The sequence below is a fragment of the Sphaerisporangium rubeum genome, assembly GCF_014207705.1.
Classification (GTDB): Bacteria; Actinomycetota; Actinomycetes; order Streptosporangiales; family Streptosporangiaceae; genus Sphaerisporangium; species Sphaerisporangium rubeum.
This window is the reverse complement of the sequence record NZ_JACHIU010000001.1, coordinates 1,518,520-1,537,544: the sequence shown is the minus strand read 5'-3', so window position 1 is coordinate 1,537,544 and position 19,025 is coordinate 1,518,520. Positions and strand designations below refer to the sequence as shown.

General features: G+C 69.1%; 16 protein-coding genes. 8 read left to right on the top strand and 8 right to left on the bottom strand.

Annotated features, from left to right (window positions below):
* Positions 1 to 38 precede the first annotated feature (38 nt).
* Complete coding sequence (locus tag BJ992_RS06650; protein WP_184979052.1) at positions 39 to 1,211, bottom strand: helix-turn-helix domain-containing protein; 1,173 nt, start codon at positions 1,209 to 1,211, stop codon at positions 39 to 41.
* Between the two features lie 692 nt (positions 1,212 to 1,903).
* Here BJ992_RS06650 and BJ992_RS06645 point away from each other — a divergent pair.
* On the top strand, positions 1,904 to 2,059 hold the full coding sequence (locus BJ992_RS06645) for a hypothetical protein (protein ID WP_184979051.1): 156 nt from the start codon (positions 1,904 to 1,906) through the stop codon (positions 2,057 to 2,059).
* Between the two features lie 356 nt (positions 2,060 to 2,415).
* Entirely contained in the window at positions 2,416 to 3,783 is a 1,368-nt protein-coding gene (locus BJ992_RS06640; protein ID WP_246497042.1) for an IS4 family transposase, read from the top strand.
* Positions 3,784 to 3,947: 164 nt separating this feature from the next.
* Here BJ992_RS06640 and sucD read toward each other — a convergent pair whose 3' ends face one another.
* The 3 genes from sucD to pcrA all read right to left on the bottom strand — a co-directional run bounded on the left by sucD (position 3,948) and on the right by pcrA (position 8,486).
* The gene (gene sucD / locus BJ992_RS06635; protein WP_184979049.1) at positions 3,948 to 4,829 is read right to left on the bottom strand and encodes a succinate--CoA ligase subunit alpha; all 882 of its coding nucleotides are present in this window, start codon (positions 4,827 to 4,829) and stop codon (positions 3,948 to 3,950) included.
* Positions 4,829 to 6,010 carry an ADP-forming succinate--CoA ligase subunit beta gene (gene sucC / locus BJ992_RS06630; RefSeq protein WP_184979048.1) on the bottom strand — a complete coding sequence of 394 codons (1,182 nt, stop codon included), beginning with the start codon at positions 6,008 to 6,010 and terminating at the stop codon, positions 4,829 to 4,831. The genes sucD and sucC overlap by 1 nt, the downstream gene beginning before the upstream one ends.
* A gap of 217 nt (positions 6,011 to 6,227) precedes the next feature.
* Entirely contained in the window at positions 6,228 to 8,486 is a 2,259-nt protein-coding gene (pcrA, locus tag BJ992_RS06625; RefSeq protein ID WP_184979047.1) for a DNA helicase PcrA, read from the bottom strand.
* Positions 8,487 to 8,639: 153 nt separating this feature from the next.
* Between pcrA and BJ992_RS06620 the strand changes: the two genes are divergently transcribed.
* Positions 8,640 to 9,368 (top strand): PIG-L deacetylase family protein, encoded by a 729-nt coding sequence (locus BJ992_RS06620; protein ID WP_343072517.1) that lies wholly within the window; start codon positions 8,640 to 8,642, stop codon positions 9,366 to 9,368.
* Here BJ992_RS06620 and BJ992_RS06615 read toward each other — a convergent pair.
* The 4 genes from BJ992_RS06615 to BJ992_RS06600 form a co-directional block, all read right to left on the bottom strand.
* Positions 9,332 to 10,129, bottom strand: a complete 798-nt coding sequence (locus BJ992_RS06615) for a CPBP family intramembrane glutamic endopeptidase (RefSeq protein ID WP_343072516.1) — start codon at positions 10,127 to 10,129, stop codon at positions 9,332 to 9,334. The two genes, BJ992_RS06620 and BJ992_RS06615, sit on opposite strands and share 37 nt — an antisense overlap.
* A gap of 28 nt (positions 10,130 to 10,157) precedes the next feature.
* Positions 10,158 to 10,874 (bottom strand): neutral zinc metallopeptidase, encoded by a 717-nt coding sequence (locus BJ992_RS06610; protein ID WP_343072515.1) that lies wholly within the window; start codon positions 10,872 to 10,874, stop codon positions 10,158 to 10,160.
* A gap of 263 nt (positions 10,875 to 11,137) precedes the next feature.
* On the bottom strand, positions 11,138 to 11,776 hold the full coding sequence (locus BJ992_RS06605; RefSeq protein ID WP_184987659.1) for a response regulator: 639 nt from the start codon (positions 11,774 to 11,776) through the stop codon (positions 11,138 to 11,140).
* A gap of 5 nt (positions 11,777 to 11,781) precedes the next feature.
* Positions 11,782 to 12,969, bottom strand: a complete 1,188-nt coding sequence (locus tag BJ992_RS06600; RefSeq protein WP_184979045.1) for an ATP-binding protein — start codon at positions 12,967 to 12,969, stop codon at positions 11,782 to 11,784.
* Between the two features lie 133 nt (positions 12,970 to 13,102).
* Between BJ992_RS06600 and BJ992_RS06595 the strand changes: the two genes are divergently transcribed.
* The 5 genes from BJ992_RS06595 (at position 13,103) to BJ992_RS06575 (ending at position 18,907) form a co-directional block, all read left to right on the top strand.
* Positions 13,103 to 14,698: a PspC domain-containing protein gene (locus BJ992_RS06595; protein WP_184979044.1), complete on the top strand. Its 1,596-nt coding sequence runs from the start codon at positions 13,103 to 13,105 to the stop codon at positions 14,696 to 14,698.
* Entirely contained in the window at positions 14,688 to 14,912 is a 225-nt protein-coding gene (locus BJ992_RS06590; RefSeq protein ID WP_184979043.1) for a hypothetical protein, read from the top strand. The genes BJ992_RS06595 and BJ992_RS06590 overlap by 11 nt, the downstream gene beginning before the upstream one ends.
* A 217-nt stretch (positions 14,913 to 15,129) precedes the next feature.
* Positions 15,130 to 15,630, top strand: a complete 501-nt coding sequence (locus BJ992_RS06585; RefSeq protein WP_184979042.1) for a (2Fe-2S)-binding protein — start codon at positions 15,130 to 15,132, stop codon at positions 15,628 to 15,630.
* Positions 15,631 to 15,680: 50 nt separating this feature from the next.
* Entirely contained in the window at positions 15,681 to 18,032 is a 2,352-nt protein-coding gene (locus BJ992_RS06580; protein ID WP_246497038.1) for a xanthine dehydrogenase family protein molybdopterin-binding subunit, read from the top strand.
* A complete protein-coding gene (locus tag BJ992_RS06575) occupies positions 18,029 to 18,907 on the top strand; it encodes an FAD binding domain-containing protein (RefSeq protein WP_184979040.1) in 879 nt (292 codons plus the stop codon). Before BJ992_RS06580 ends, BJ992_RS06575 begins: the two co-directional genes overlap by 4 nt.
* The last annotated feature ends 118 nt before the right edge of the window (positions 18,908 to 19,025 follow it).

The following is a 19,025-nucleotide window of genomic DNA, read 5'->3' as shown; positions in this document are numbered from 1 at the left end:
ACGGGTCACGAGCGATGAAGTGCCACATCCGTGTCTCGCTATTCACCATCCATTCGGACAAAATCGGCAAGCTCCCGCATATCCCGGTCTGGAGTGCGCTTGCCGGCAAAAATCCCATTAAGAATAGCTTTCGCGTAGCGCTGATTGACGATCCACTCCGGAGAGTCATGTCTGATACGGCGCAGGACCTCGAACGCCTCGCCGTACTGACGCGACCGGCGGTGAGCCTCCGCCACATCCAGAAGATGCCGGTTGCGGTTGTTCGAAGTAGGAGCGAGATCGCTGGTCGGAATGCTGCGAGACATACGCAGAACCACGTCAGGACGATCCTCCACCATGGCGTTCTCGGCCCGCTTCATCGCCACAGTGACCGGCCCGAACGTACGAAGGAAGTCGCCGTCCGGGGAATGGTCACGACTGGCCGCGACCGCAGCCGTGCGAGCGAGCCGGATCGCGTCCTGCGCCTCCTCCGGCCGGTTGTCACGCACAGCCGCCGCCGACGCGCGCAGAAGCAACCACCCCCACGCCGACAACTCCCGAGGAGTGGCACGCGACATGCGGGGCTCCACATCGTCGGCCCATCTGACCGCCAACCGCCGCGCCTCATCAAGCTGTCCTCGACGTAACAGGAGCCAGCATCGAGTGCTCACGATCATCGCCGCGTCGAGTCGGTCATCAGCGTCATCGAGCCCTCGCCGCAGAGCAAGATCCGCCGCCTCGAACTGCCGGTTCTGCGTGAGAAGCCACCCCGTGAGGTGGAGCAACCGAGATCGGACAACGCGCTGCGAACGGTCCTCCCCGACGAGAACATCCGCGTCAGCCAGCAGTTTCGGCAGCATCGCCGCCAGTTCCCCGTAGCTGTCGCCTTGCCAGAGCGGCATCGACGCGTCCATCGCCGCCAATACTCCATCGGCCGTCGGCGACTCCTCACCCCGATTCCGGAGCCCGTACAGCGCTTGCCTCACAGGCTCCCAACGGCCGGCCGCCTGAACGTCCGCCTCATCGGCCCCGCGATCCACGATGAGCACAGTCGTCGGTACACGTAGAGCGGCAGCCAGTTTTCGCGCGGTCTCCAGCCGTACATCCGACCGCGCTCCTTGCTCCAACTTGCGAACCAGGGAAACAGACACCCCCGAGACGGCAGCAAGCTCTGCCTGACTCATCCCACGGCGCTTACGAAGATTGACGATTCGCTCACCTATGGTGGCCATGGCCTCATGGTAGGCCGCACCGTACCTCTCCGACAGCGCTAAGTGGCCATCTGCTCGCTTACAGCGATTCGGCAGTAGAGCCAGCCAACCCCGGCACCACCTCATCGCCAAGTAAGAACAGATCATGGGTGCCGCACCAGCCAGCTTTCAGAGTCGGACATATTCGACCAAGTCTCCACTGGTTACAGCGGCCAACGAGCACGAGAACGCTGAATCCAAGACCAGGGAGGTAGGGTCGAGCGGTGACAGCAGCGATCCTTCCCCGGTCTCCTCTGCACATCGCCAACCCTCTCCCCCGGCTACTCGTCCATTCTGGACATGGCAAGCCCCCGAGGCTCCCGCCGGCGCCTCCAGCGACAAACGAAGGAGGCGGCCGTGGGCCGTACTTCTTCATTTCGTACGCCTTGGACGGCCGACACATAACTAAGCTCTTGAGAGAAATAAGCCTTCATTTCGCGCTTGAAGACATCGTCCTGTCTATTGTAAAAATCGATTACCGACCTCTCACATGGGAACCGCTGTTCTTCAGGCCTAACTCTCCGACCTGGCCAGATCCGACACTACTCGCTCGACTGCGAGAGCAATCGCCGCCCTTGGGTGCAGCCGACAGACTCACGACTACGCAATCAGCCCCTTCTGCGGCTTCACGAGCACTGCGACGCAGAGTAATGGCAGGGGCCGCTTTCGCTACGGTGCTAGCCGTCTGCACGGATGCCGCGCTGAGCTTCAGCGATGCGGCTCAGTTCATAAGCCTGGCCACCGGGATAGACCCATGGATGATCGCCGTTGCGGCCTATGCTTCAGCAAAGATCGTCTTCGACAAAATTTATCCGCCAGATAAAGACTGAGTGGCTTTCACCTCTCAGGACGAAGGTTTACGGCTCGTTCGGTCGCGCATGAGGTGGATGTCGGCTGTTTCCGCAGAGCAGCACGGCGTCTGCCATCCGGCCGACTGCCGCGGCAAGACCGCGTGGTTCACTACGTGCTGGTAGCCGATCAATGGGCTGTTCGTACGACTACCCGTGAGTGCGGTCGGAGGTTCTGCAGGGTTTCGGGGGTGCGGGGGGGGCGGAGCCCCAATGCCGGGAAGTTAAGGCGGGGGGTTGGTTGTCAATAGCGCTGAGATGAGGATGGAGCTCCTGCTAGAACGTTGATCGACCAAGATCTCGTTCGTAGGCAGGAGCTCCGTGTGTGTGAGTGTGTCATGCCGGTGGGTGGGTGTGTGTGGGCTCCGGCGCATCTTGGGGTGCTGAGTGACGGGGTGCCGGTGGAGTTGGTGGATGAGGTGCTTGTGGAGTGCCGGCGAGGTGAGCGGCGGGTGCGGGTGTTGCCTGCACGGGTGGTGGTGTTTTTCGTCTTGGCGATGACCTTGTTCCCGGAGCGGGGGTATGCAGGGGTGTGGCGGGCGTTGTGTTGTTCGGTGCGGGGGGTGGGGGTGCCGTCGGCGGCGGCGTTGCGTCAGGCCAGAGCACGGCTGGGTGAGGCGCCGGTACGGATGTTGTTCGATCGGCTGCGCGGTCCGGTTGCCCCGGTTGCGACGCCGGGGGTGTGGTGGCGGGGGTTGCGGCTGGTGGCCTGGGACGGTTCCACGCTGGATCTGGCCGATGAGGCGGCGGTGCGTAAGGAGTTCGGGGCTCCGGTGCACGGCAGCGGGCGCGAGGGTGCGCCGCAGATGGCGTTCGCGCTCACCATCGAGTGCGGGACCCGGGCCGTCATGGACGCGGTGTTCGGGCATTGCCGCACGAGTGAGTCGGCATTGGTGGAACGGATGCTGGGCGCTCTTGCGCCGGGGATGCTGCTGCTTGCCGATCGCCGGTTCATCGGTCTTGGGCTGTGGCGGTCGGCCCGCCAGACCGGGGCCCACCTTTTGTGGCGCGCCACCGCTACCTTGGCCCCCACCGTGATCGCACACCTCCCCGATGGGTCCTACCTGGCCATGCGCCGCGGCCACAAGCACGAACGGCACCTGCGCGAGATGGTGCGCATCATCGAGGCCACCATCACCGTGACCCTCGCCGACGGCACCACACGCCACCAGACCTACAAGCTCATGACCACCCTGCTGGACCACCGCACCCACCCCGCCGCCGACCTTGTGGCCTGCTACCACCAGCGCTGGGAGATCGAAACCGCGTTATACGGCCTCAAAGCCATCCACAAAGGATCACTGCGACCCCTGCGATCACGCACCGTCCCCGGCATCGTCCAGGAGTTCTACGCCCTGCTGCTCACCCACCACCTGCTACGCCGCCTGGCCTGCCACGCCGCCCTGGACACCGGCCTGGACCCCGACCAGATCAGCTTCACCACCACCCTGCACACCACCCGCGACACCATCATCACCGCACACGGCACCCAGCCCCGCCACGCCCCCCAGGACTGGGCCTACACCCTCACCATGCTCACCAACCGGCCCATGCCCGCAACCCGACGCCCAAGGACCAGCCCACGCGTCAAAAACCGTCCCAAAGTCCGCTACCCCTTCCGACAAACACACCCCGACCCCAAACCCAAAACCGCCAGCTACACCATCACCATCCGCAGCCCCTTGACACTCACCCTCGCCGCCTAACTTCCCGGCATTGGGGCGGAGCCCCTGCCTCGGGGTTTGGGGCGAGAGCCCCAAAAAGCACAGTCCGAGCGGAGCGAGGGCCATGCGAGGCGGGGGCCGACGCCTTCACATACGTACGGCGCTCCTCTGGTGGGGAGGAGCGCCGTACGGGGTGGGCTATGGGGTCAGCGCATCAGGTCGCGCATCAGGCGGGCGGTTTCGCTAGGGGTCTTGCCTACCCTTACGCCTACCTTTTCGAGGGCTTCCTTCTTCGCCTGGGCTGTGCCGGCGGAGCCGCTGACGATGGCGCCGGCGTGGCCCATGGTCTTGCCTTCGGGGGCCGTGAAGCCGGCCACGTAGGCCACCACGGGCTTGGTGACGTGTTCTTCGATGTACGCGGCGGCGCGTTCTTCGGCGTCGCCGCCGATTTCGCCGATCATGACGATGGCGGCGGTCTCGGGGTCGGCCTGGAAGGCTTCGAGAGCGTCGATGTGGGTGGTGCCGATGACCGGGTCGCCGCCGATGCCTACCGCGGTGGAGAAGCCGATGTCGCGGAGTTCGTACATCAGCTGGTAGGTCAGGGTGCCGGACTTGCTGACCAGGCCGATGCGGCCGGCGGTGGTGATGTCGGCGGGGATGATGCCGGCGTTGGAGGCGCCGGGGCTGGCGATGCCGGGGCAGTTGGGGCCGATGATGCGGGTCTTGTTGCCCTTGGAGATGTTGTAGGCCCACCACTCGGTGGTGTCGTGCACCGGGACGCCTTCGGTGATGACGACGGCCAGGGGGATCTCGGCGTCGATGGCTTCGATGACGGCGGCCTTGGTGAAGGCCGGCGGGACGAAGATGACGGTGACGTCGGCGCCGGTGGCGGCCATGGACTCGGCCACGGTGGCGAAGACGGGGAGCTCGACGCCGTCGAAGTCGACGGTGGTGCCGGCCTTGCGGGGGTTGGTTCCGCCGACGACCTTGGCGCCGGCCTTGAGCATGCGGCGGGTGTGCTTGGAGCCCTCGGACCCGGTCATGCCCTGGACGATGATTTTGCTGTTCTCGGTCAGCCAGATAGCCATTACTTCCCACCTACCGCGGCGAGCTCGGCGGCGCGCTTGGCCGCGTCGTCCATGGTGTCGACCAGTTCGACGCGGGGGAGGCCGGCGTCGGAGAGGATCTGCCGCCCGAGGGTGGCGTTGTTGCCGTCCAGGCGGACGACCAGAGGGTGGGTCACGGCCTCGCCGCGGTCCGACAGGAGCTTGAACGCCGAGACGATGCCGTTGGCGACGGCGTCGCAGGCGGTGATGCCGCCGAAGACGTTCACGAAGACGGACTTCACGCTCGGGTCGGACAGCACGATCTCGAGGCCGTTGGCCATGACCTCGGCCGAGGCGCCGCCGCCGATGTCGAGGAAGTTGGCGGGCTTCTGGCCGCCGTAGGACTCGCCGGCGTACGCGACGACGTCCAGCGTGGACATGACGAGGCCCGCGCCGTTGCCGATGATGCCGACGGAGCCGTCGAGCTTGACGTAGTTGAGGTCCTTCTCCTTGGCTCGGGCCTCAAGGGGGTCCTCGGCGGCCTTGTCGGCGTACGCCTCGTGCTCGGTCTGGCGGAAGGCGGCGTTGTCGTCGAGGGTGACCTTGCCGTCGAGGGCCTTCACCTGGCCGTCCTTGGTGAGGATCATGGGGTTGACCTCGACCAGGGTGGCGTCCTCGTCGACGAAGACGGCCCAGAGCTTCTCGATGAGCTCGGCGGCGCCGTCGAGCGCGGCCTCCGGCAGGTGGCCGGCCTTCGCGATGTCGCGCGCGCGGTCGCGGTCCACGCCGGTCAGCGGGGAGACCGGGATCTTGGCGACCTTGTCGGGGGCCGTGTGCGCGACCTCTTCGATGTCCATGCCGCCCGACGCGGAACAGATCGCGAGGAAGGTGCGGTTGGCCCGGTCGAGCAGGAAGGAGAAGTAGTACTCCTCCGCGATGGCGCTGGCCTCCTCGACGAGCACCTTGTGGACCGTGTGGCCCTTGATGTCCATGCCGAGGATCTCGGTGGCCTTGCGCTCGGCGTCGGCGGCGTCGTCGGCGAGCTTCACGCCACCCGCCTTGCCGCGACCACCGGTCTTGACCTGAGCCTTCACCACGGTGCGTCCGGTCAGCTCCTGGGCCGCCGCGCGCGCCTCCTCCACGGTGTGCGCGACACGGCCGCGCGGCACCGGGATGCCGTACTCCGCGAAGAGCTCCTTCGCCTGATGTTCGAACAGGTCCACGAGGGTCCGTCCTTGCTTGTGCCGGCTGACTGCCATCTCTACGTTGAGTGACCAGACCCCGGGTGTCCGCGATCCGCCGTAAGGCCTGGCCTGAGAAGCCTAGCCCCCGTCAGCACGTGGACGGCCCGGCGGGGGGTCTTTTGCCGGCGCGGCACCGTAAACGCACACCAGTGAATATCCACAAAATTCGCAAAAGACTTTGGTGCCGATCAGGTGGTCACAGCTTCTCCAGCGGCGCGTACGCCAGCAGCAGGGTCTTCTCGCCGCCTGAGCCGAAGTCGACCTTGACCTTGGTCTTCTCGGCGGCGCCTTCGACGGCCACGACGGTGCCGAGGCCGAACGAGTCGTGGCTGACGCGGTCACCGGGGCCGAGGCTCGGCATGACCCGGCCACCGGTCTTACGAGGCGTAGCGGCGGTGCGGCTCTCACGCGAGGTGGCGGCGCTCCAGGCCGACTTGGCCGGGTCGCCGCGCCAGTCGACCAGGTCGGCCGGGACCTCGGCGAGGAACCGGGACGCTGGGTTGAACGCGGGTGCGCCCCAGGAGCTGCGCACGGCGGCCCGCGACACGTACAGCCGCTGCTGCGCGCGGGTGATGCCGACGTACGCCAGGCGGCGCTCCTCCTCCAGTTCGCGTGGCTCGCCGAGCGAGCGCATGTGGGGGAACACGCCGTCCTCGAGGCCGGTGAGGAACACCACCGGGAACTCCAGGCCCTTGGCGGTGTGGAGGGTCATCAGCGTGACCACCCCCTGGTGGTCGTCCCCCTCGGGGATCTGGTCGGCGTCGGCCACCAGCGACACCTGCTCGAGGAAGTCGACGAGCGTGCCGTCGGGGTTGGCCTCCTCGAACTCCTGGGCCACCGACACCAGCTCGTTGAGGTTCTCCAGCCGGCTCTCGTCCTGCGGGTCGCCGGACGTCTCCAGCTCGGTGCGGTACCCGGTGACGGACAGGACCTCCTCGGCCAGCTCGGAGATCGGCAGCTCCTTGCCGCGCAGATCCTCCAGAAGCGCGACGAAGTCACGGATGGCGTTGACCGAGCGGGTCGCGAGGCCGGGGGCCTCGTCGACGCGCCGCAGACCTTCCCAGAACGGGATGCGCTCCCGCGAGGCGAACGCCTCGACCATCGCCTCGGCGCGCTCGCCGATGCCGCGTTTGGGGACGTTGAGCACGCGGCGCAGCGACACGGTGTCGCCGGGGTTGGCGAGCACCCTCAGGTACGCCAGCAGGTCGCGCACCTCGCGGCGCTCGTAGAACCGGACGCCGCCGACCACCTTGTACGGCAGGCCGGTGCGGATGAAGATCTCCTCGAAGACACGGGAGGCGGCGTTGGTGCGGTAGAACACCGCGACCTGACCCGGTGTGACCCCCTCGTCGTCGGCGAGCCGGTCGACCTCCTGCGCGACGAACATGGCCTCGTCGTGCTCGTTGTCGGCGACATACCCGATGATGCGGGGGCCGGCTCCCTGGTCGGACCAAAGGTTCTTGGGTTTGCGGCCTTCGTTGCGCGAGATCACGGCGTTGGCGGCGGACAGAATGGTCTGCGTGGAGCGGTAGTTCTGCTCCAGCAGGATCGTGCGGGCCGACGGGTAGTCGCGCTCGAACTCCAGGATGTTGCGGATCGTCGCGCCGCGGAACGCGTAGATCGACTGGTCGGCGTCACCCACCACGCACAGCTCGGCCGGGGCCACCGTGCCTTCGCGCACGACGTCGCCGTCCGCCGTGCGCACCTCGGGGACGCCGACGAGCTCCCTGACCAGGATGTACTGCGCGTGGTTGGTGTCCTGGTACTCGTCGACGAGCACGTGGCGGAAGCGGCGGCGGTAGTGCTCGGCGACGTCGGGGAAGATCTGGAACAACGTGACCGTCAGCATGATCAGGTCGTCGAAGTCCATCGCGCCGGCCTCGGTGAGCCGCTGCTGGTAGGTGCGGTACGCCTCGGCGAGCGTGCGCTCCAGGTGGGTCTTGGCCTGCGAGGCGGCGGTCTCGTAGTCGACCAGCTCGTTCTTGAGGTTGCTGACCTGCGCGGAGAACGACCGCGGCGGGTAGCGCTTGGGGTCGAGGTCGAGCTCGCGGCACACCATGGCCATGAGGCGCTGCGCGTCGGCCTGGTCGTAGATCGAGAAATTGGAGGTGAAGCCGAGCCGCTTGGCCTCGCGGCGCAGGATGCGCACGCACGCGCTGTGGAACGTCATGACCCACATGGCCTTGGACCTCGGGCCGATCAGCCGCTCCACGCGGTCCTTCATCTCGCGCGCGGCCTTGTTGGTGAAGGTGATCGCGAGGATCTCCTGCGGCTGCACGTGGCGCTCGGACAGCAGGTAGGCGATGCGGTGGGTCAGCACCCGCGTCTTACCCGAGCCGGCACCCGCGACGATCAGCAAAGGCCCGCCTTCGTGGAGGACGGCGGCACGCTGCTCGGGGTTCAGCCCGTCGAGCAGGGGGTGATCAACGGCGGGGTTCACGGCAGGGCTCGGCACGTCCCCTAGCGTATGGCGCGTCACCGACAATGGCCGACTCTTCGGCCCCTCCCCACCCCTGAATCCGGCCGCCGCGATGTGACGGCGGGCCGGAATACCGGGACAATGCGTAGGACGCGGCCTGGGTGGACGCCGCGGACGAGGAGGAGGACCGTGACCGCGCTAGACGACGCCGACATCACCAAGGTTCTGGTGGTTGTCGCGCATCCGGACGATGTGGACTTCGGAGCCGCCGGGAGCATCGCCGCGTTCACCGACAAAGGCATCGAGGTCGTGTACTGCCTGGTGACCGACGGGGACGCCGGAGGGTTCGACCGTGAGACCGACGGCGACGGCATGGCCGAGCTGCGGCGTGCCGAGCAGGCCGAGGCCGCCAAGTGCGTCGGGGTGGTGGACGTGCGCCACCTCGGGTACCGCGACGGGATCGTGGAGGCCACGCTGGGGCTCCGCAAGGACATCACGCGGGTGATCCGCCAGGTGCGGCCGGACCGGGTGATCACGTCCTCGCCTGAGCGGAACTATGTGCGGATCAGCCCCAGCCATCCTGATCACCGGGCTGTCGGCGGGGCCACCTTGGACGCGGTGTACCCCGACGCGCGCAACCCGTACACGTTCCCCGAGCTGCTCGCCGAGGAAGGGCTCGAGCCGTGGGTGGTGCGTGAGGTGTGGCTGACCGGGGGGCCGACGGCCAACCACTATGTGGACGTCACGGCGACCTTGGACCGCAAACTGGCCGCGTTGCGTGCGCACGTCAGCCAGACCGGTCATCTGGATGACGGGCTGGAGACCTTCGTGAAGGGTTTCCTCGGCCGCAACGCCGAGGCCGGCGGGTTGCCTGAGGGGACCTACGCCGAGTCGTTCCTGGTGGTGCCGACGGCCTGATCCCTGCGCGGGAGCCGTGCGGCGGCGCGTGCGGCGAGGAAGCCGAGTGCGTTCGTCGCGAGGTGGGTGAGGGACGGTGCGAGCAGGCCGCCGCGGCGGCGCAGCTCGTGGAAGAAGACGCCGGCGGCGGTGGTCGAGGCCACGGTGCCCGCGACGACGGCGGCCACGGGTGGGACGCGGCGGCTCGGACTGGCCGGCGTGTCCGGCGCTTCGTTGACGGGTGCCGGTACGGTCGTCGAGGCGAGGCCGCCGAGTGCGGGGTTGGCGGCGGCCATGTCGACGGCGGGGAGGACGTGCCAGAGGCCGAACAGGGCCGATGACGCGGCGACGGACGTGGTGGGGCCGTGCGAGCGGCGCAGCACGGCGGGGAGTACGCCGCGGAAGGCGACCTCCTCCAGCAGGACGGTGCCTATGGGGACCTGGATCAGGGTCTCCTCCAGGAGGCGGGCCGGGGACAGGCTCAGGGCCCGTTCGTCGTGGAAGAGCTTCCTGGTGGCGGGGAGAAGGACGCCTCCCGCGTACGCGGCGGTGACGGCCGCGGCGAGGGTGCCGCCGACGCGGGTCCCCTTACGTCCGCTGGTGAAGCCCATCTCCTGCCAGCCGAGGCCCGCGCGTCTCGCCATGAACAGCAGCAGACCGGTCGCCGCGGCCGAGGTCACCGGCGCGAGGCGGGGTGCCACGCGGTTGTTGAGGACGTTGGCGGTCAGGAGTACGGCGAGCGTGGACGGCAGCAGGTGCCGTGTGCCACCGTGCTCTTCCACTGACTTCCCCCCTGCGTCACCGACCAGCCTAGGCCGATCCGCAGGAGTCGACGCCGTTGTTGTACCCGCCGGCGAAGGACTGCTGACGTTGCGCCGCGGTGCCGTGCGCGTCCTCGCGCCACCAGGCGTCCGTGGGGTCGCCGGCCGCCGCGAGGTTGGTCATCAGCTCGTCCTCGTCGCCGTCCTCCGCCTGGAGCTGGCCACCCTGTACGAGACCGCCGAGCGCGCCACCCGCGTAGCAGTCGGCCTGGAGCTCCCGCTCGACGCTGAAGCTGAAGTCGCTCATGAGCTGGGCCTGCACCGCGTGACCGATCTCGTGCGGCACGATCACATACACCGACCCGTCCCCGAGCTGGTCGTACAGCCCACGCATCCAGTCCGCGTCGTAAGCCACGAAGTGCCCCACCGGACAGTAGAACGCGTTCTCCGGCACAGAAGGCTGACCCCCGCAGTCCGGCCCGTCGTTCCCCGAGTACGCCTCGAAGCGCGTCAGCGGCCGGTAGGACCGTCCCGCCGCCTGGAAGCGCTGTTCCCAGAACTTCTCCGTGAGATCACGCGCCAGCGCGACGTCCTCCTCGAAAGTCTGCCCCGCCGGCTGCTCGTCCTGCTTCGACGGCTTGGCGGACCGCTTCGGCTCCGAAACCGACGAGTCCGGCGAATCCTCACGATCGGGAACGGTCAGGCCCGCGCAGCCGGTCGCGAGCACGGCCACCAGAACGAGCGAAAGCACTGTGCGAGGGGTCACGTTCCAATCCTGTCCGACCTGACGTTCCCTCGCGCAACCGTTCCACCAAAGTGAGACCTAACGGAACGGTGCCAGGTCGAGAGGGGCCACCCTGAGCGCCGTACGACGGCGCCGGATTCGCCGTACGGCGGCCCGCCGCGTCGGCGCCGGGACAAGCCACCCCACCGACGACGGGTGGCAGCCGACCGCCGACGGGTGGCAGCCGACCGATGACGGGTGGCAGCCGACCGATGACGGGTGGCAGCCGACGACGGGTGGTCGGGTCAGACGAGGCGGCGGGCTGTGGCCCAGCGGGAGAGTTCGTGGCGGTTGCTCAGTTGGAGTTTGCGGAGGACCGAGGAGACGTGGGTTTCTACCGTTTTCACGGAGATGAAGAGTTCCTTCGCTATTTCCTTGTAGGCGTAGCCTCTGGCTATCAGGCGGAGGACTTCGCGTTCTCTGGTGGTCAGGGAGTCCAGCTCGGGGTCGATGCTGGGGGCTTCGGTCGAGGCGAAGGCGTCGAGGACGAAGCCGGCCAGGCGGGGGGAGAAGACGGCGTCGCCTTCTGAGACCCGGACTATGGCGTCGGTGAGTTCGCGGCCGCTGATGGTTTTCGTCACATAGCCTCTGGCGCCGCCGCGGATGACGCCTATGACGTCTTCCGCGGCGTCGGAGACCGACAGGGCCAGGAAGCGGACCTGGGCTCCGGTGCCGAGGACCCGGCGGAGGACCTCTTGGCCGCCGCCGCCTGGCATGTGGACGTCCAGGAGGACCACGTCGGGGTTGAGTTGCGTGATGGCGGTCACGGCCGAGTCGACGTCTTCGGCTTCGCCGATCACTTCGATCCTGGCGTCCAGTTCGGCTCGCACGCCGGACCGGAACAGCCGGTGGTCGTCGACGATCAGTACTTTGACCACGCTCACCGTGCTCACACCCGTTCCCGCTTCATCGTCAGCATTACCTCTGTACCCTCACCGGGGGCCGTCTTGACCCTCGCGCCGCCGCCGTGCCGTTCCATCCTGCCGATGATCGACTGGCGGATGCCCATGCGGTCGTCGGGTACGTCGTCCATATTGAACCCTTTGCCGCGGTCGCGGACGAACACGGTGACCTCGTCGGCCTCCACCTCGGCGTAGACCGAGATCACAGAGGCCTCGGCGTACTTGGCGGCGTTGACCATGGCCTGCCGGGTCGCCTGGAGCATGGCGCGCAGGCGGTCGTCGAGGTCGCAGTCGCCGACGCAGACGATCTCGATGGGAATGCCGTGCTCGTCCTCGATCTCGGCGGCGACGCGGCGCACCGCGGCGGCCATCGACGCGTCGGCGTCGGCTTTGGGCTGGTACAGCCAGTTGCGCAGCTCGCGTTCCTGGGACCGCGCGAGCCGGGTGACCTCGAACGGGTCACTGGCGTTGCGCTGGATCAGCGTGAGGGTGTGCAGGACCGAGTCGTGGACGTGCGCGGCCATCTCGGCACGCTCCTCCTGCCTGATGCGCTCGCGGCGTTCCTTCTGCAGTTCCTTCCACAGGCCGGTGAGCCACGGCGCGGCGATGAGCGCGATGCCGCCGACCACGACGGCGGTGAACACCAGACCCGGCCGGGCCTCGGCGAGTTTGCCCTGCGCGGCGAGGAAGCCGATGGCGCCGATCACCACGAGCATCAGGCCGATGCCGGTGCGGACCCAGGAGCGACGCACCTGGCGTACGGCGTCGGTCATCCAGCGTTGCCGCCGGCCGGGCTCGGCCTGCTGCCACAGGATCAGGGTGCCGATGCCGCCGATGGCGATCGACCAGGTGCCGACGCCGCCGGTGGAGGCGCCGGTGAGCCAGCCGAACGCGGTGAGCGCGAGGCCGAGCACGGCGTACGCGGCGAACTGGCCCCAGTCGCGCGGCGGCGCCTCGCCTTCGTGCTGTTCACGCGGGGTGAACATCCACAACGCCGCGTAGGCGATGATGCCGACGCCGTCGAGGACGCTGAGCAGCACGAAGGCCAGGCGCAGCACGACGGGGTCCAGCCTCAGCTGACCGGCGGCGCCTTGGGCCACACCCGCGACCAGCCGGCCGCGTAGCGGCCTGACCAGCCGTGGGGCGGTCTCGGGAATCATGGAGGTCTCGCTCATCTCCCCCGCATCGTCACATGTGAGAGGTGTCGCGCGCATCAGGGCGCTCCCTGATCCGGTCCCTGAGGGGTCGGGGACGAGTCAGGGGTGTCCCCGATGGTGACCGGAGGGGGACATGGCCAACGATGGAGCCATGACAGAGGCAGGCGATCCCGGCGCGCAGTCCGCAGCGGGTACTTTCGCGGCGGTGGACGACCAGGAGCGCGTGCTCGGCAGAGAGAACGACGGGCGCATGATCACGGGGGTGTGCGCGGGCCTCGGGAAGTACATGGGGATGGACCCCGTGATCTTCCGGGTGGGGTTCGCGGCCCTGGTCATCGGCTCCGGCATCGGCATCATGTTGTACGTCGCGGCGTTCCTGCTGATGCGCACGCCGGACGGCGGCCCGGGTTACGCCGAGCAGTGGAGCCGGCGGGTGTTCGACCCCGAGACGGTGATGGGGCTGCTCGGCGCGATCTTCACGCTGGGCCTGGTCATCAACCTCGCCTCGGACGGCATCGGTACGGCGACCGTCGTGGTCGGCACCCTGCTGGCGATCACCTTGCTCACCGCGCACGCGCGCGGCGTGGACCTGCTGGCGCTGGCGAGGTCGCTCCCCGAGCGCCTGCGCACCGCCGCGAGACGTCCCGCGCCGCAGCCCCACCCGTACGGCCCGCCGGCGTTCGCGCCTCCCATGGGACCGGCCGGCGCCGGACCGGCCGCGACCGGGATGCCGGGAACAGGGACGCCGGGGATGCCGGGGATGCACGCCACCGCCGCCTACCCGCAGGACGCTCCCCCGGCGCCTCCTGCCGCCGGCCACGAGCAGGCGCCGCCGGCTCCGGGGGCACCGCGCGCTCCGGAGGCGCCGCGGGCCCCGGGTACGCCGCCTCCGTACCGCTCGCTGGCGGAGCTGGCGCGCGAGGCCGCCATGGAGGCCCGCCAGGCCACCGAGGCCGCGCGAGCCGCACAGGCCACCGGCGGTCCGGCGCAACCGGCCTGGCAGGGACGGCGCAGCGCCTACGACTCCTCAGGCGAGCCTTTCGCCCCGCACGGCCCGTATGCGCGCCGGCCGTACGACCCCTACGAGCAGTGGACCCGCACCGGCACCGTCCACCCTCCGCGCAAGCGGGAGAGGCGGCCGAGAGCCTACGTCGGGGTGCTCACCTTCTTCATCGCGTTCCTGGTCGGAGGCATCATGGTCGCCACGCAGGCGCCACCCAGTTCGTCGCAGATCCCGCTGATCGGCGGGGTCACCCTCATCATCGTCGGCGCGGGACTGCTGATCACGACGTGGTTCGACCGAGGCGCCGGCCTGGTCGCCGTCGGCGCCGTGCTGTCGGTGGTCCTGATCGCGGGGGCCGGTCTCGGGGACATCCCGAGGAACATCGGCAGCTACACGTGGTCGCCGGTGGACACCGCGCAACCGGTGCGCGTGTACTCGGTCGGCATCGGGGACGGCACGCTGGACCTGAGCGACACGCGGCTGACGCCGGGTTCACGCTCCCGGTTCGATGCCTCGGTGTCGGTCGGCGAGATCAAGGTCATCGTGCCGCGCGGCGCGCGGGTCGAGGTGTCCGGCCACACCCGGCTCGGCGACGTCAAGATCGAGCACAGGGTGAAGGGTGGCGCGGACGTCACCTTCAACCGGGTGCTGGAACCGGACGTCCCGGTGAGCGGCCCGGTGCCGGTGATCGAGCTGCACGTCAAGGCCGGCATCGGTGACGTGGAGGTGAGCCGTGCGGCCTGACCCGCAGGAGACCGCGCCTGCGAAGAAGCAGCGCAGGTACTGGCACCGCACCGACTGGCTGTCGTTGTTCTCCGGCCTGCTGTTCATCGGCATCGGCGTCCGTTATCTCGTGGAACCGCCGCCGAACACCGGCGTGATGGTCCTGACCTTGGTCTTCGGCCTGGGTTTCGCGGGTTTCTTCGCGGTCGTCTCCCGCGCGTTCCGCAAGCGCTGAGACGCGTGAGGCGTACTTTTACCGCTACGGGGGGTTGACCGGGGAGCCGATAGGCGTAATTTCGCTTTTGTCGGTTCTCACTCCACTCACTCCAATCCCCGTTAGTGCGCTCGCCAGGCACGGCGCCTGCCGGAAGCTCCGATAGCGAGGTCCGCACTGGCCGCGCACGGGACGTACGTCAACGAAGACGCCTGTACAGCGCGCGCATGGAGGACGAATGACCCGTATCACCGTCACCGTCGACGGAATCGCGTACGAGGAGGAGGTCGAACCCCGGCTGCTGCTCGTCCACCTGCTGCGAGATCGCCTCGGACTGACCGGCACACCGATCGGCTGTGACACCGGCAACTGCGGCGCCTGCACGGTCATGCTGGACGGCCGCAGCGCCAAGAGCTGCTCGGTGCTCGCGGTGCAGGCCGACGAGTCGGACATCCTCACCGTGGAAGGCCTGTCGGGGGACGGCGGCGGCTGGCACCCCATGCAGCGCGCCTTCCACGAGGAGCACGCGCTGCAGTGCGGCTACTGCACCCCCGGCATGATCATGGCCGCGATCGACCTGCTGAAGGACGACCCCGACCCGTCCGAGGAGTCCGTCCGCCACGGCCTCGAAGGCAACCTGTGCCGGTGCACCGGCTACACCAACATCGTCCGGGCCGTCCGGCGCGGCGCGCGTGAGATGAACGGCCAGGAGCAGGCCTCCGCCGAGGGGGCCCGATGACCGAGGAACTCGACGCCGGCATGGTGGCGCGCACCATCGCCGAGAACGACATGCTGAGCGAGCCCGCACCGGGCCGTACGGAGGTCGGCGCGGCGCGGCGGCGCAAGGAGGACGCGCGCCTGGTCACCGGCCGCAGCCGCTGGACCGACAACATCCAGCTCCCCGGCATGCTGTACGTGGCGTTCCTGCGCAGCCCGATGGCGCACGCCAGGGTGACCCGGGTGGACGTGTCGGGTGCGCGCGGCCTGCCGGGGGTGGTGGCGGCGTTCAGCGGCAAGGACCTCGCCGAGGAGCAGGGCAGCCTGCCGTGCGCGTGGCCGGTCACCGAGGACATCGTGATCCCCGACCACCCGCCGATGGCCGTGGACGAGGTCAGGTACGCCGGTGAGGCGGTCGCGTGCGTCGTCGCGACCGACCGCTACCGCGCGGCGGACGCGCTGGAGGCGATCGAGGTCGACTACGACCCGCTGCCGCCGGTGCTGGACATGACCGAGGCGCTCACCGAGGGATCGCCGAAGGTGCACGAGCACGGCAACCGGTCGTTCGTGTGGAAGTTCGCCGCCGGGGACGCCGACGCGGCGTTCCGGGACGCGCCGGTGGTGGTCGAGCGCACGTACGTGCAGCAGCGGCTCATCCCCTCGGCGATGGAGCCGCGCGCGGTGGTCGCGCAGACCGACGGCGACTCGTTCACGCTGTACTCGGCGACGCAGATCCCGCACATCCTGCGGATCATGCTGGCGCAGGTCACCGGCATCCCCGAGCACAAGCTGCGGGTGATCGCGCCGGACGTCGGCGGCGGCTTCGGGTCCAAGCTCCAGGTGACCGCCGAGGAGGTGATCGCGCTGCTGCTCACGCGCCGGCTCGGCAAGCCGGTCAAGTGGACCGAGTCGCGCTCGGAAGGCAACCTGACCGTACACCACGGCCGCGACCAGCTCCAGCGCATCTCGCTCGCCGCCGACCAGGACGGACGCATCCGGGGCCTGAAGGTCGACCTGCTGGCCGACATGGGTGCGTACCTGATGCTGGTCACGCCGGGTGTGCCGCTGCTCGGCGCGTTCATGTACAACGGCATCTACAAGATGGACGCCTACGACTTCACGTGCACCGGCGTGTTCACCACCAAGATGCCGACCGACGCCTACCGTGGCGCGGGACGGCCCGAGGCGACGTACGCCATCGAGCGCGTGATGGACGAGTTGGCGCACGAGGTCGGCCTCGACCCGATCGAGGTGCGGCGGCGCAACTGGATCAGGCACGAGGAGTTCCCCTACGCCACCATCGCGGGCCTGACGTACGACTCGGGGAACTACGAGGCGGCCACCGACAAGGCGCTCGCGCTGTTCGGGTACGACAAGCTGCGCGCCGAGCAGGCCGAGCGCGCCGAACGCGGCGACCCCGTGCGGCTCGGCATCGGGGTGTCGACGTTCACCGAGATGTGCGGCCTCGCGCCGAGCCGGGTGCTCGGCTCGCTGAGCTACGGCGCCGGCGGCTGGGAGCACGCGGACGTGCGCATGTTGCCGACCGGCAAGGTCGAGGTGGTCACCGGGTCCAGCCCGCACGGCCAGGGCCATGAGACGGCGTGGAGCCAGATCGTCGCCGACGCGCTCGGCGTGCCGTTCGAGGACGTCTCGGTGGTGCACGGCGACACGTCGGTGTCCCACAAGGGCATGGACACCTACGGCTCGCGCTCGCTGGTGGTCGGCGGTGTGGCGGTGCTGCGGGCCTGCGACAAGGTGAAGGACAAGGCCAGGCGGATCGCGGCGCACATGCTGGAGGCGTCACCCGAAGACGTCGAGTTCGACGGCGGCACGTTCCGGGTGCGCGGCACCGACGCCGGCAAGACGATCCAGGAGGTCGCGCTGGCGACGTTCGCGGCGCACGACCTGCCGGACGGCGTGGAGCCGAGTCTGGACTCCTCGGTGACGTTCGACCCGGACAACTTCTCGTTCCCGCACGGCACACACCTGTGCGCCACCGAGGTGGACACCGAGACCGGGGCCGTCACGATCCGGTCGTACGTCGCGGTGGACGACGTCGGCAAGGTCGTCAACCCGATGATCGTGGAGGGCCAGGTGCACGGCGGGCTGGCGCAGGGCATCGCGCAGGCGCTGTTCGAGGAGGCCGTGTACGACTCCGAAGGCAACCTGCTCACCACGACCATGGCCGACTACCTGCTGCCGTCGGCCGCCGACCTGCCGTCCTTCGTCACCGACCGCACCGAGACGCCGGCCACGACCAACCCGCTCGGCGTCAAAGGCGTCGGCGAGGCCGGCACGATCGCCTCGACCCCCGCGGTGGTCAACGCCATCGTGGACGCGCTGCGGCCGTACGGGGTGCACGACGTGCCGATGCCCTGCACCCCCGAACGGGTGTGGCGCGCGATCGACGGAGGTGCCGCGTGATCCCGGCGACGTTCGACTACGTACGGCCCGCGACCCTGGAGGATGCGCTCGGCGTGCTCGCCGGGGCCGGGGACGAGGCCAAGGTCCTGTCCGGCGGCCAGTCGCTGCTTCCGCTGCTGCGGCTGCGGCTGTCGTACCCCTCGGTCCTGGTGGACGTCGGCCGCCTCGGCGAGCTGCGCGGCATCAGGGACGAGGACGGCCACGTGCTCATCGGCGCCGGGACCACGCACGACGAGGTGGTGCGCTCGGCGATCGTCAACGCCGAGTGTCCGCTGGTCGCGCTCGCCACGGCGACCGTCGCCGACCCGGCGGTGCGGCACCGCGGCACGTTCGGCGGCTCCCTGGCGCACGCCGACCCGGCCGGTGACCTGCCGGCCGTGGCGGTGGCCCTGGACATGGAGCTGGTGCTGCGCTCGGCGTCCGGCGAGCGGGTGGTCGCGGCAGGCGACTTCTTCGCCGACTACCTGGAGACCGCCATGGAACCCGGCGAGATCCTGACCGCGGTGCGCGTGCCGAAGCTCGGCCCCGGCTGGGGGTACCACTACGAGAAGTTCCACCGTACGGCGCAGGCCTGGGCCATCGTCGGCGTCGCCGCCGCGGTCCGCGTCTCGGGTTCCGGCGGCGAACGGCGCGTCGAGCAGGCCCGCGTGGGCCTGACCAACATGGGCTCCGTCCCGGTCCGCGCCACCGCCGTCGAGGCGGCCGTACCCGGGGCCGGGCCGGACGGCTCCGGCCTGCGCGACGCGGCCGGTCTCGCGGCCGACGGCACCTCACCGCCGTCCGACCTGCACGCCTCCCCCGGCTACCGAAGCCACCTCGCCAGGGTGCTGACCCGCCGCGCGCTGTCGGCGGCGGCGCTGGCCGTCCAGGGGTGATGTCCGTGACGGGCCGGTGGACCTGCGCCACCGGCCCGCGCGGGAGCGGTGACGCGCCGTAGGGTGTGGTGAGGATCCGCAGGTCGGCCAATACTTCGCAATAGCGATTTCGGTTATT

What these genes read in the sequence shown, in the direction of transcription:
- BJ992_RS06650 (WP_184979052.1), bottom strand. Translation starts at nt 1,211, where the DNA reads ATGGCCACCATAGGTGAGCGAATCGTCAATCTTCGTAAGCGCCGTGGG.
- BJ992_RS06640 (WP_246497042.1), top strand. Translation starts at nt 2,416, where the DNA reads ATGCCGGTGGGTGGGTGTGTGTGGGCTCCGGCGCATCTTGGGGTGCTG.
- sucD (WP_184979049.1), bottom strand. Translation starts at nt 4,829, where the DNA reads ATGGCTATCTGGCTGACCGAGAACAGCAAAATCATCGTCCAGGGCATG.
- BJ992_RS06600 (WP_184979045.1), bottom strand. Translation starts at nt 12,969, where the DNA reads ATGAGCGAGACCTCCATGATTCCCGAGACCGCCCCACGGCTGGTCAGG.
- BJ992_RS06595 (WP_184979044.1), top strand. Translation starts at nt 13,103, where the DNA reads ATGACAGAGGCAGGCGATCCCGGCGCGCAGTCCGCAGCGGGTACTTTC.
- BJ992_RS06585 (WP_184979042.1), top strand. Translation starts at nt 15,130, where the DNA reads ATGACCCGTATCACCGTCACCGTCGACGGAATCGCGTACGAGGAGGAG.
- BJ992_RS06580 (WP_246497038.1), top strand. Translation starts at nt 15,681, where the DNA reads ATGCTGAGCGAGCCCGCACCGGGCCGTACGGAGGTCGGCGCGGCGCGG.